The organism is Bifidobacterium indicum, from assembly GCF_036987015.1.
Lineage (GTDB): Bacteria > Actinomycetota > Actinomycetes > Actinomycetales > Bifidobacteriaceae > Bombiscardovia > Bombiscardovia indica.
The window spans coordinates 467,058-479,762 of the sequence record NZ_BTXM01000001.1; the positions used below are offsets into that span (position 1 = coordinate 467,058).

Annotated in this window: 12 protein-coding genes; all 12 read right to left on the reverse strand. The window is 62.4% G+C overall.

The genetic code is table 11. The features are described 5' to 3' along the window. Window positions 1-152: 152 nt before the first annotated feature. Window positions 153-1,526: an NAD-dependent succinate-semialdehyde dehydrogenase gene (locus AACP59_RS02075; RefSeq protein WP_297317088.1), complete on the reverse strand. Its 1,374-nt coding sequence runs from the start codon at window positions 1,524-1,526 to the stop codon at window positions 153-155. Window positions 1,527-1,679: 153 nt separating this feature from the next. After that, window positions 1,680-3,281 carry a bifunctional phosphoribosylaminoimidazolecarboxamide formyltransferase/IMP cyclohydrolase gene (gene purH / locus AACP59_RS02080; RefSeq protein ID WP_339349649.1) on the reverse strand — a complete coding sequence of 534 codons (1,602 nt, stop codon included), beginning with the start codon at window positions 3,279-3,281 and terminating at the stop codon, window positions 1,680-1,682. Window positions 3,282-3,302: 21 nt separating this feature from the next. Then, window positions 3,303-4,793, reverse strand: a complete 1,491-nt coding sequence (locus tag AACP59_RS02085) for a cell division protein PerM (protein ID WP_339349651.1) — start codon at window positions 4,791-4,793, stop codon at window positions 3,303-3,305. Further along, window positions 4,790-5,713, reverse strand: a complete 924-nt coding sequence (gene sucD, locus AACP59_RS02090) for a succinate--CoA ligase subunit alpha (RefSeq protein ID WP_339349653.1) — start codon at window positions 5,711-5,713, stop codon at window positions 4,790-4,792. The genes AACP59_RS02085 and sucD overlap by 4 nt, the downstream gene beginning before the upstream one ends. After that, on the reverse strand, window positions 5,710-6,918 hold the full coding sequence (gene sucC / locus AACP59_RS02095) for an ADP-forming succinate--CoA ligase subunit beta (RefSeq protein ID WP_297317092.1): 1,209 nt from the start codon (window positions 6,916-6,918) through the stop codon (window positions 5,710-5,712). The genes sucD and sucC overlap by 4 nt, the downstream gene beginning before the upstream one ends. Before the next feature lie 24 nt (window positions 6,919-6,942). Continuing rightward, window positions 6,943-7,527, reverse strand: a complete 585-nt coding sequence (locus AACP59_RS02100; RefSeq protein WP_339349655.1) for an adenine phosphoribosyltransferase — start codon at window positions 7,525-7,527, stop codon at window positions 6,943-6,945. A gap of 132 nt (window positions 7,528-7,659) precedes the next feature. Next, window positions 7,660-8,196: a preprotein translocase subunit YajC gene (gene yajC / locus AACP59_RS02105; protein ID WP_339349656.1), complete on the reverse strand. Its 537-nt coding sequence runs from the start codon at window positions 8,194-8,196 to the stop codon at window positions 7,660-7,662. 71 nt (window positions 8,197-8,267) lie between these two features. Next, window positions 8,268-9,329 carry a Holliday junction branch migration DNA helicase RuvB gene (gene ruvB, locus AACP59_RS02110; protein WP_339349657.1) on the reverse strand — a complete coding sequence of 354 codons (1,062 nt, stop codon included), beginning with the start codon at window positions 9,327-9,329 and terminating at the stop codon, window positions 8,268-8,270. A 1-nt stretch (window position 9,330) separates the two neighbouring features. Then, on the reverse strand, window positions 9,331-9,942 hold the full coding sequence (gene ruvA, locus AACP59_RS02115) for a Holliday junction branch migration protein RuvA (RefSeq protein ID WP_297317096.1): 612 nt from the start codon (window positions 9,940-9,942) through the stop codon (window positions 9,331-9,333). Between the two features lie 53 nt (window positions 9,943-9,995). Next, window positions 9,996-10,577, reverse strand: a complete 582-nt coding sequence (ruvC, locus tag AACP59_RS02120) for a crossover junction endodeoxyribonuclease RuvC (protein ID WP_339349658.1) — start codon at window positions 10,575-10,577, stop codon at window positions 9,996-9,998. Between the two features lie 4 nt (window positions 10,578-10,581). Next, complete coding sequence (locus AACP59_RS02125; RefSeq protein ID WP_297317098.1) at window positions 10,582-11,337, reverse strand: YebC/PmpR family DNA-binding transcriptional regulator; 756 nt, start codon at window positions 11,335-11,337, stop codon at window positions 10,582-10,584. A gap of 115 nt (window positions 11,338-11,452) precedes the next feature. Then, the gene (locus AACP59_RS02130) at window positions 11,453-12,703 is read right to left on the reverse strand and encodes a glycosyltransferase family 4 protein (protein WP_339349659.1); all 1,251 of its coding nucleotides are present in this window, start codon (window positions 12,701-12,703) and stop codon (window positions 11,453-11,455) included. Between the last annotated feature and the right edge of the window lie 2 nt (window positions 12,704-12,705).

Consider the following 12,705-nt stretch of genomic DNA (forward strand, 5'->3'; position numbering starts at 1 on the left):
CCTGCCAACCTCCTCCACTCCAACCGGTTCACGTCCAGCAGTCACCTTGCAGTGGCCCCTATGGCGGCCTGGTTACGGCAGGGAAGCAAAAAGGTGCCACCGCCCTTCTGGAGCGGTGGCACCTCCCATATCAACAGGAGTGAATGGTTCGATCAGCGGTTGTGATCGAAGATCAGATGCTCGTTGGCGAAGGTGTCGAAGCCCAGGCTGAAGAGTTCGCGTCCATACCCGGAATTCTTGATTCCACCGAAGGGTAGTTCGGGCATGGTCACCCAGCCGCCGTTGATGAAGGTCATGCCGGTCTCGATTCTTCTGGCCAGTTCATCGGCATGGTCGATGTTTTGGGAGAAGACCGTTCCGCCCAGGCCATAGCTGGAGTCGTTGGCCAGTTCGATGGCCTCGTCCTCCGTATTGACCTTGTAGATTGTGGCTACGGGGCCGAACATCTCCTCGTCGTAGGCCGGGTTGTCCTTGGTGATGTCGGTCAGGATGGTCGGCATCAGGAAGGCTCCTGGGGAATCGACGGGCTTGTTGCCATAGGCAACCTTGGCTCCGGCTGCAATGGCCTGGTCCAGTTGCTTCTGGAGGCCGTCGCGGGCGTGTACCGTGCACATGGGGGCCATGGTGGTCTCGGGGTTGCTGGGATCTCCCAGGGTCAGCTTGGAGAAGGAATCCACCATCATGGAGACGAAGTCGTCGTACTTGTCGGCCATGACGATGAACCGCTTGGATGCACAACAGACCTGGCCTGCGTTCATCAGCCTGGCGCCGGGGGCGACCTCTTTCAGGAGGTTCCAATCGGCATCATTCAGGATGATGAAGGCATCATTGCCGCCCAGCTCCATGGAGGACTTCTTCAGATGCATGCCTGAAGACTTCGCCACGGAGGCCCCGCCACGCTCGGAGCCGGTCAGTGCGACACCGGCCACACGCTTGTCGGCAATGGCCTTGTCCACCTGGTCGTAGTTGATGAAGAGGTTTGTCAGGCTTCCCTCGGGGGCACCGGCGCGCAGAACGGCATCCTCGAAGGCCTGGGCCGAGGCCGGCACATTGGAGGCGTGCTTGAGAATCATGGGATTGCCCAGGATGAAGTTCGGGGCGAAGACCCTCATGATCTGGTAATAAGGGAAGTTCCAGGGTTCCACCATGACCAGGACGCCGGTAGCCTGCTTGACGTAATAGGCCTTGCCGGCAGGGTTGTCCAAGGGGGTGGGCTTGAGCAGGTCCTCAGCCTTGTCTGCGAAGTACTGGGCGATGTCGGCGCAGAGTTCCACCTCGGCACGGGCCTCGGTGATCAGCTTGCCCATGTCCTTGGTCAGATTGGCCGCCAGGGCGTCCTCCTCCTGACGGAAGATCGCCGCCACCTTCCCGAGCTGGCTCGCACGCTCCGAGGGGTCGTCATCCTTCCTCCACTGTTTGTAGAGGGCATGACCGGTGGCCAAGGCCTCTTCCAGATCCTCATCTGTGGCATCCGGATAAGTCTTGATCAGTTCATTGGTATAGGGGTTAACGGTCTGATACGTCACCTTGATCTCCTTCGAATCGTCGGTAACCAGTCAGCATCATTGCTGATAGTTCAATCATAATATCACCGCGGCCCCGGCAGGGCATGCATGCCAAGTGTGAAAAATCAAACAGTCGAAGACCCGACACGGCCCTCCCCTGCCAGGGTTTCTCTCTCAGTGGAAGAAGTGTCTGGTCCCGGTCAGGTACATGGTCATACCAGCCTGTTTGGCCGCCTCGATGACCTCCTCATCCCTGATGGATCCGCCGGGGTGGACGGCGGCGATGACACCGGAATCGGCCAGGTATTCCAGACCATCGGCAAAGGGGAAGAAGGCATCCGATGCTGCCACCGAGCCCTTGGATCGGTTGTTGCCCCGGTCCAGGGTGTTTGCCCGTTCCACGGCCAGGTGGCTGGAATCGACCCTGTTGACCTGGCCCATGCCGATGCCTACGGTCGCACCATCATGGGCCAGAAGGACGGCGTTGGATTTTACGGAGCGAATGGCCCGCCAGGCAAAGGCCAGGTCGCGCATGGTCCGATCGTCGGGCTCCTTGCCGGAGACCAGCCGCCAGTTGGCCGGATTGTCGCCGGGGGTGTCGATCAGATCCTGGGACTGTACCAGGAGGCCCCCGTCGATGGGGCGCAGGCTGGGCTGGTGGCGGGGTGGACGCTCCACCTTGAGGATTCGGAGGTTCTTCTTGGTCTTGAGGAGGTCCAGGGCCTGGTCCTCATAACCGGGGGCCACGATGACCTCGGTGAAGATGGGCTTGACCTGCTGGGCCATGGCCAGGGTCACCGTCCTGTTGGCTGCAATGACACCGCCGTAAGCGCTCATGGGGTCACAGGCGTGGGCCTTGCGGTGGGCCTGGGCGATGTCATCGCCGATGGCCAGTCCACAGGGATTGGAGTGTTTGACCACAGCCACCGCGGGCTGGTCGGCGAAATCCCATACCGACCGCCAGGCAGAATCGGCATCCACATAGTTGTTGTAGCTCATGGCCTTGGCCCCGCCCAGTTCGGTGGCGGCGGCGAATCCCGTCCGGTCCAGCGGATCCAGGTAAAGGGCGGCCTCCTGGTGGGGGTTCTCTCCATACCTGAGTTTGTGGGAGAGCCGCCAGGTCCTGGTAAGGTTGGCCGGCGCGGACCCTGTACCGGTATCTGCGTCATCGGTGCTGGTCCAGTGCTTGTCCGTCCACTCGGCGATGGCGGCATCGTAGGATGCCGTCATGGCGAAAGCCTTGGCGGCCAGGGCCTGACGCTCGGCATGGTCAAAGCCGGTTCCGGACCTCACCCGTTCCGCGGCAAGGGGGTAGTCGGCAGGGTCGGTGATGACGGCCACGCTGGCATTGTTCTTGGCTGCCGCCCGGACCATGGCCGGACCACCGATATCGATCCTTTCCAGACAGGATGCCGGGTCGGCACCCGACAGGACCGTCGCTTCAAAGGGGTAGAGGTTGACCACGACCAGGTCGAAGGGCTGGATGTCCATCTCCTTCAATTGCCTGGCGTGATCCGGGTTGGTCATGTCGGCCAGGATGCCGGCGTGGATGTGGGGATCCAGGGTCTTGACACGCCCGCCGAGGCACTCGGGGAATCCGGTCACAGCCTCGACCGGGGTTACCTCCACTCCCAAGGACTCCAGTTTGGCGGCCGTGCTGCCCGTGGAAACAACCTGGGTACCCGCCTGAACGAAGGACTTGGCCAGTTCCTCCAGCCCCGCTTTTTCATAGACCGATACCAATGCCCTGGTGATCCTTCTGGTGGTGACAGCCATGGCGCTCCTTAGATTGGTTGGTTACTGGTTCGGAAAATGGTTCTTGGACTTCGCGCTCCTGGCCCTGCCAGAGGTAGGGCCCTGGTGCTTCTGCGTTTCGGAGGAGACAATGCGGCGTGGTTCCCTGACGGGGTCCTGCCCAGGTTTGGATTCATTCCCATCCCGGTTCCCGTGGTCGGTTGGATGCGTTTCGTCGCCCTCCCGAGTGTCCTCTCCTCGCTGTTTCCGGGTCTGGTCGTCATCATCCTGCCCGGTGAGGCCGGTGACCAGGGCCCCCTCCTTCTGAATATGCGATTCGACCTGGTTCCACAACACCAGCAGGGATCCCGCCAGGATGGTCATGATCCAGCTGGTTATAAGGCCCATGCCCAGGGATATGGCAATCATCTTGCCGGATGCAGAGACGGAGACCCCCACCGAGGCCAGGCGCTGGGTGCCCAGGGCCCCATTGGACAAGGCGAAGAGAAGGATGGAGATGACCAGGCAGATCAGCCAGGCCAGGACCATGGCCAGGGTGGCCAGTAGAAAGCGCTTGATGACGGTCCTGGAGAGAACGCCATGCTTGCGGACAGTCGCTATCAGGCGGTAACTGCGTGGACCCAGGAGAAGCAGGAAGCCAAGAATCAATCCGGCCAGAAGGGGAATGTTGAGCAGGAGTGTCCTCACCTGCGAATTGGTAACCGGATCGGGGAAGAGACCGAAGAGGGGAACCGACGGCAGGCTCTTGGCATGCCCGGACCAGAGGGTGAAGGAGGCCAGGTCACCTATGGCGAACCCGTCGGCAAGGAGCCAGGAAAAGGCCCAGATCACCATGGTGGGCAGCCAGGCCAGGGAGGCGATTGAAGTGACGACGGATGAGGCGGTACCCATGCGGGCCAGGTGGAAGAGTCGGCCCACGGCATCGTGGTAGAGGGCCAGCCAGCATATCAGGGTGATCAGCCCCATCAGGAGGAAACCCCCTGCCAGGGCTGTACCCCAGGAGAGGCCCAGGCGGACCGATCGACGCAACCAGGAGGGAATCCCGGCCTGGACCGTGGACTCCCACCAGTCATGGAATCCCTCGGATGTGACCAGGGCCAGAAGGTATCCGATGAGGAAAACCAGCGCGGTTTTGAAGAGTATGGCGGGTGTGGTGTCCACCTGGACCGCCTGCGTACCCTGGAGGATGATCAGGTTCATGACCATCCAGGTCAGGGTGCCCAGACACCACCCTCCCGTGGAGGTGCCGAACCGGGAGACCAGGGCCCTGATCAGCCAGATCATTCCTATGGTCAGGAGGAGGGGAATGATGGTCAGGGTCAGTGACCCGGCGGTGAAGCCGCATCCCTCGGTGAGGAGGATCAGGGTCTCCGTCAGCGGGACCGTGGCAATGGAGAGGGAGGGGCCGCCCTCCTCTATCGAGATGATGAGGAGCATCAGGGCCATGCAGACACCCAGGGTCACGGTGTAGATCGCCATGGCCAGGAAAGCCTCCAGAGCCCCCCTACCCCAGGTCCTGAGACGGGAGATCATATGATGGCATGCTCCCTGAGAATGTTCGTGGTCAGTTCGGCGGTCTGGCCGGGGGTGGTGCCGACCGGAATGCCGACCGATTCCAGAACCTCCTTCTTGTCCTGGGCGGTTCCCTTCCCACCGGAGATGATGGCTCCTGCGTGGCCCATCTGCTTGCCCTCGGGGGCGGTGAAGCCAGCGATGTAGGCGACGATGGGTTTGGTCATGTGGGTGGCGGCCCACCTGGCTGCATCCTGCTCGGCCGTGCCGCCGATTTCGCCGATCAAGACACAGGCCTTGGTCTCCTCGTCACGGTTGAAGGCCTGGAGGGCCTCAAGGATGGTGGTGCCGACGATGGGATCGCCGCCGATGCCCAGACAGGCGGTGAAGCCGATGGAGGCCAACTCACCCATCAGCTGGTAGGTCAGGGTGCCCGACTTGGAGACAAGTCCGACAGGTCCCCGGCCCACGATTCCGTCCGGGATGATGCCCAGATTGCTGCCCCTGGAACCGGGCTGTGAGGGCAGGGTCATCAGACCTGGGCAGTTCGGGCCGACGATGCGGCATCCCCGATCCTGGGCCAGGGCCACACAGTAGGCGGTGTCTGCCACAGGGATTCCCTCGGTGATGACCACGATCAGGGGGATCCCGGCCTGGATGGCCTCCACCATGGCATCCTTGGCGAAGCGCGGAGGGACGAAGATGACCGAGGCTGCAGCATGGGTGGCCGTGACGGCCTGGGTGCAGTCGGCAAAGACCGGAACGGACTCGCTGGTTCCGTTTGCCAGGGTGAATTCGACCCTGGCGCCGGCCTTGCGGGGGTTGACCCCGCCGACGATCCTGGTACCTGCCTGAATCATCCTGGCCGTATGGACCATGCCCTGGTGGCCGGTCATACCCTGGACTATGACCGTTGCCCCGTCTTCGATGAACAGGGTCATCGTGCACCCTCCTTGAAGTCGGAAGCTTCCTCGGCAGCCAGACGGACGGCCTGGGCGGCCGCCTCCTCCATGGTGTCGGCCACCTTCAGTCGGGCATCATGGCTGTCCGCGATGATGCGCAGGCCCTCCTGAGCGGCGTTTCCATCGAAGCGGACGACGATTGGTCTGGGGTCGTCACGGTGTGCGACGGCCTGTACAATGCCCTGGGCCACCTGCTCACAGGAGGTGATGCCTCCGTAGACGTTGACCATGACGGACCGCACCTGGGGGTCGGAGAGAACCACATCCAGGCTGGTCTCCATGACCTGGGCCGAGGCGCCGCCGCCTATGTCGAGGAAGTTTGCGGGTCTGACCGCCTTGCCCTGGTCCTGACCTGCCCCGGAGACCGCATCGAGGGAGCTCATGACCAGGCCGGCGCCGTTTCCGATGACTCCGACCTGACCGTCCAGGTGGACATAGTGAAGACCGTTATCCTTGGCTTTGCGTTCGTAGGGGTCGTCCTGTCCGCTGTCGGAGAAGCGGGTCCATCCGTCATGACGGAAGGCGGCGTTGCCGTCCAGGGAGATCTTGGCATCCAGGGCATCGAGATGCTTGGTTGACTCGTCGTCCGGGTCCCCGACCTTGGCCAGGGGATTGATTTCCACCAGGGTGGCGTCGCAGTCCTGGAAAGTCTCCCACATATGCAGGAGGATGTCGGCCGCCTGGTCCAGATCGGCGTGGTAGAAGCCGATGCGTCCCGCCATGGCCTTGGCCGCCTGGCGGTCGAAGACCTCCAGTGGGCTGATGTGCAGGCGCTTGACGGACTCGGGGTGCTGTAGGGCGATGGCCTCGACCTCGGTGCCGCCGTTGGCCGTGGCCAGAACGTCGTAATCCCGCGAGGCCCGGTCCACGGAGATGGAAACGTAGTATTCGTGGAGGATGTTTTCGGCCTTGGTGACCAGTACCCCCTTGATGGGATGGCCGGAAACGGACATGGGGAGGATTCGCTCAGCCAGCTGCACGGCCTCTTCCCGGTTGTCTGCACGCTTGACCGCGCCCGCCTGACCCCGGTGACCGATGGTGGCCTGCCCCTTGATCATGCAGGGGTACCCGATGGTGTCGGCGGCTTCTCCGGCCTCCTCGGCTGTAGCGGCATAGATGGCCCTTGGCTGGGGAATACCATGTTCCTGAAGCAACTGCCTGGCCTGGTACTCATAGAGATCCATGGTGTCTGCCCCTCCCCTCTGTAGTCAGGCCGGCATGTTGAGCAGGCTGGTTACCGGATATGCGTCCAGGGCCTCACGGCCGTGCAGGCCATTGAGCTCCATGACAAAGCTGAATCCGGCCACCTGGCCCCCGGCCTGCTCGATGAGGCGGGCTGCGGCCTGGGCGGAACCACCGGTGGCAATCAGGTCATCAACCACCAGAACACGCTGGCCGGGCTTGATACAGGACTTCTCAACCTCTATCTTGGCATTGCCGTATTCCAGGGAATACTCCTGGGACAGGGTCTCGGGGGGCAGCTTCCCCTCCTTGCGCAGGGCCAGGAATCCCTTGCCCTCTTTGGCGGCGAGCTGTGGGCCGATCAGGAAACCGCGAGCCTCGAGGCCGGCAACCAGGTCGAACCGGTCGGACTGTATGGGGAGATTCCTTTCCATGGCCTCAAGCAGGATGGCCAGGCCACGAGCATCGGCCAGGGCCGGGATGAAGTCCCGGAAGAGGATACCCTGCTTGGGGAAGTCGGGTATGGTACGAATCAAGGAGATGAGATACTTGGCGTCGTCCTCGCTCACGCCCTCGAGCTGTCCGATTCTGATATCGTCCGAATGAGCCATGGTCTTCTTTCTGTCTCGCTCCTTGGATCTGATAAGACTCTGTAATCATACCTGTTCAATATCACAAGGAGGGTTCCGCAACTATAGGTCTCGAAACAGGTCCCTTGCCGACCGAACAGGCTCAGCCAGGACCTACTGACGCGAAGCTGCGGACTTGTCCTCATTCTCATCGGCCGTGTGGGAGTCGTCTTCGGAGCCGGAAGCGTCATCCTTTGCTGACTCATCCTTCGGGGCTCCGTCATCGACCTGGCCACCCTTGACGGATGCGGTCTCATCAGTTGACTGCCTGGTCGAGTCGGCGGCCGCCCCATCGGGGTTCTCGTCCTTGTCCGCATTATCCTCGCCCTCTTCGATTTCGGGCAGGGGGTTGCCGTTTTCATCCACCTCGTCGTCATGGACGTAGGCGGGGACGATCGGTGGCTTGGTGATGGCCTGGATGCGCCAGCGTGAGAGGGAACCCTCGGAGTCGAGGACCACCTGTTCCTTTTCCTGGTCGACGGAAACGATCTTGCCCAGAAGTCCCGTGCTTGTGGCCACTTCATCCCCAGGCTTCAGGGAGGCGCGGAAGTCCTGAACGGCTGTTTGCTGTTGCCTGTTCCTGCGGCTGCTGAACCACATCATCACAATCATCAGGGCGATGATGACGATCATAAAAAGCATGGATTCCATAATTCCTGTCGACTCCTCAAATTGTGGCCGGAACGTTCAGTCGGCCATGCAAGCTGTCCGAAGTATTCAGTCTAAAACAGCTTCATGACATCCTTGGTCGGTTTTTTGCCCAGATGTTCCCAGGCCTTGGCGGTTGCCACACGCCCCTTGGGGGTGCGTACCAGGAAGCCTTCACGGACCAGGTAGGGTTCGCACACGGTCTCCACGGTTTCTGATTCCTCCCCGACCATGGCGGACAGGTTGTTCAGGCCGACAGGCCCCCCGTCGAAACTGTTGACGATGGCGTTGAGCACGGCCAGGTCCAGGCGGTCGAGTCCTTCGGAATCGATCTGGTAGAGGGAGAGGGCATCCTTGACGTCGTCGGGGCCCACTGCCGCCAGATCATGGACGATGGCCCAATCGCGCACCCTCCTCAGAAGCCGGTTGGCTATTCTGGGTGTGCCCCTGGATCTCAGGGAAAGCTGGTGGGCGGCGTCTTCGTCCAGGGAGAGACCAAGGACCTTGGCCGATCGCTCAATCAGCTTTTCGAGCTCCTCGTGCGGGTAGAAATCCAGGTGGGCCGTGAATCCGAACCGGGCTCGGAGCGGGGATGGGAGCATCCCCTCCCTGGTGGTGGCCCCGATGACCGTGAACCTGGGCAGGGTCAGAGGAATCGATGATGCTCCTGGGCCCTTGCCCACCATGACATCGACGCGGAAGTCCTCCATGGCTATATAGAGCAGTTCCTCGGCAGCCCTGGGCAGGCGGTGGATCTCGTCGATGAAGAGGACCTCACCTGCTTCCAGGGAGCTGAGGATGGAGGCCAGATCACCTGCATGCTGGACAGCAGGCCCGGAGGTGATCCGGATGGGGACCTCAAGTTCGTGGGCCACGATCATGGCCAGGGTGGTCTTGCCCAGGCCGGGGGGGCCTGCCAGGAGGATGTGGTCGGGTGCAACACCGCGCTTTTTGGCTGCTTCCAGGAAGAGCCTGAGTTGGGCCTTGAGCCTGGGCTGGCCGATGAACCCGGCCAGTGTTTCCGGACGAAGTTCCTCGTCGCTGACTGGCTCACCCTCGATGGGTTTGGCCGAGACCATGCGCAGTGATTCCTCATTGGCATCCAGATTGGCGGCTTCATTCAGGGAACCTGCCATGTCAGCGTCCCCTATCAAGGAGGGCCAGGGCCTGTTTGAGGACCTTGGGTACGTCCTGCCTGCCCAGGGGCATCGGGAAGTCACCTTCCTGGCTGACCTGGTCGACCGCCTGCTCGGCATCATGCTGCTGCCATCCCAGGGAGATGAGCCCTTCGACCACCTGGTGGCTGCCGGAATCCCGGTTCGGCCTCTGCTGGGAACCATCCGGGTTATTCAGGTCCAGTTTGCCGGAGAGTTCCAGGATGATTTTCTGGGCGCCCTTTTTGCCCAGGCCTGGAGACCGTGACAGGGCCGTGGAATCACCGTCGGCAACGGCCTGGGCGAGTTGGTCGGGGGTCAGGGTCGAGAGGATGGAGAGGGCCACACGGGGGCCTACCCCGCTCACTTTCTGCAGTTGGGCGAAGAGACTCTTGGAGGTGCGGGAGAGGAATCCGTAAAGGGTGACCGAATCCTGGGAGACATTCAGGGAGGTGAATACCGTGACCGTGGTTTCGGACCTCATGGACCCCAGATCGGACTGGGGCATACGAACCTCGTAACCCACCCCCGACACATCGATGATGGCACATCCCGCCTCGATGGCGGCCACCCGTCCTGACAGCATAGCCAGCAATTGATCACCTCCACGTAATGGACCCATGCACTCGAACGTCTGTTCGAATCAGCTTACATGTCTCTGTGGACTCCCGCACGCCTGTTTTGGTGGGCCGCCGCCTGCGCCCACTGACGTTGTGCGGGGGTCAGGTGCTCCTCGCGTTCGCCGCCCTGAAGCGCCCCGGCCGGACGCAGGGCATGGCAGATGGCCTGGGCCAGGGCATCCGCCGCATCGGCGGGTTGGGGCAACCTGTCCAACCCCAGAATCCGGGCCACCATGCGCTCGACCTGGATCTTTTCGGCCTGGCCATTTCCTGTTACGGCCATCTTGGCCTCGGTCGGCGTGTGCAGGGCCACAGGTATCCCCCTCTGGGCTGCCACCAGCATGGCCAGACCGGCCGCCTGGGCCGTGCCCAGGACCGTGTTCCTGTTGGACTGGGCAAAGACACGTTCAATGGAGACCACATCCGGACTGAACAGGTCCATCTTCTCGCTCAAGCCCTGGTAGATGGCCAGGAGACGGAGGTCCTGCGACTGGTCCGGGTCGGAACGGATCACATCGACATGGATAAAGGAAAGCCGGCGCGATGCGCCGGCTTCGATGACACCGACGCCGCAACGGGTGAGTCCCGGGTCGACGCCGAAAACGATCATTGATTCACTCTTCGTCCAACTGGGCCAGGACGTCGTCGGGTGCGGTCCAGTTGCTGTAGATTTCCTGGACGTCGTCCAGATCGTCCAGGTTGTCAATCAGCTTGGAGACCTTGCGGGCCGAATCCAGGTCCAGGGAGACCTCGCTCTTGGGGTTGAGGACCAGGTCGGCGGAGTCGTAGTCGATTCCGGCATCCTGGAGGGCCTTGCGAACCGTGACCATATCGCTGGGACCGGTCAGGACGGTGAAGCTCTCGCCGTTGTCCTCGACATCCTCGGCGCCCGCCTCGGCCGCCTTGTCGAATACCGTGTCGTAGTCGGTGCCTTCGGCGGGGACCACGATCTGTCCCTTGCGCTCGAAGTTGAAGCTGACCGAGCCGTTCTGGGCCAGGGAGCCGCCACCCTTGGTCAGGGTGGAACGGACCTCGGCCGCGGCACGGTTCCTGTTGTCGGTCAGGCACTCGATGATGATGCCCACACCGGCCGGTGCGTAGCCCTCGTAGACGATCGTCTCGTAGTTGGCCGCCCCGGCCTCCTCGCCTGAACCGCGCTTGACGGCCCTGGAGATGTTATCGGCGGGGACCGAGGACTTCTTGGCCTTGACGATGGCATCGTACAGGGTGGGATTGCCGTCCGGGTCACCGCCACCGGTCCGGGCGGCGATCTCGATGTTCTTGATCAGCTTGGCGAAGAGCTTGCCACGCTTGGCGTCGATGGCTGCCTTCTTGTGCTTGGTGGTGGCCCACTTCGAATGCCCTGACATATGACTCCTGACGGTACGAATGCATAAACGAATGGAATTCTAATTTGGCTCTTTGACAATCATAGGGGTCGCAGGGGCCTGGTGCCAACCCGCTTCGCTCTGGGGAATGCCCGGATCAACGGCCCGGGCTGGCCGTCACGGTTGCCCTTCTGAGCGGATTCCATCCCCTGCGGCCAGGGACTCCCTCCTCCAGGGCCTTGGCATATACCTGGAGGATCCGGTCGGTCACATGGTTCCAGTCGTAGTCCATGGCCCGTCTCCGGCCCCGGTCCGCCAGGTCCCGGCGGCTGTCGTACCGGCCGAGGAGCTCCAGGATGACCCGTGCACAGTCCATGGGGTCGCCCTTGGCGAAGAGCCTGGCGCTGGTCCCCTCCTGGGAGACGTCCCGGAAGGCCTGGAGGTCGGAGGCCACGACGGGGCATCCTGCGGCCATGGCCTCGGTCAGGACGATGCCGAAGCTCTCCCCACCGGTCTGCGGGGCTATATACATGGTCAGGCTGTGATAGAAGGATGCCTTGTCATCATCGCTGATCCTGCCCAGGAAGAGGAAGTGCTTGGACAGGTCGGGGTCGATGTCCCTGAGCATCTCCCTGGCCTCCTTCTCCCCGTCTCCTGCGCAGAGGAATCGGACTCCGGGCATTGCGGCCAGGATGGTCGGGGCAGCCTGGGCAAGGATGCGGAATCCTTTGCGCTCCTCCTTCATCCGTCCCAGGAAACCGATGGTGGGGGCTCCCGGTCTTCCCTCCCACTCGCGTTCGGGAGTGGCCTTCCGGAAGAACCCCGCATCGATGCCATTGGGGATGATCTGGGTGTCTATCCTGTCGGTCAGTATGTGCTCCGCGGTCTGCAGGGCGGACGGGCTGACGCAGATGGCCTGCCGGATGTTGGCAAGGTAGCTGCGCAGGTAGGGCCGGGTGATCCGCATGGCCAGCGGGTATGTGTCGAAGGAGGCATGGAAGGTGGCCACATACGGGCAGGGGGCGAACCCCCTGATCAGGGGCTTGTGGCTGAGGCTGGGTACCTCGGGCTCATGGAGGTGGAGGATGTCGAACCGGCCCTGACGGACCCACTGACGGGTGACACGACCGGCCGAACCGAAGTAGCTCAGGTTGGCCACTGATCCGTTGTAGGGGACGGCGAATGAAGACCCGGTGGTCTGTACCCAGAGGGGCATGTCATTGGTTCGTCGCCCCGGGGCCAGGACCTGGACCTGGTGTCCGCGCTTCATCAACTGCTGGGCGAAGTCGCGAATGTGGAGCTGGACGCCTCCCGGGGTCTCGAAGGAGTATGGCGAGATGATGCCGACCCGGAGATGTCTCCCCCCCAGGGGGTCGAGGGTGGTGATACCTGAACTCGTGTCTTCCATGA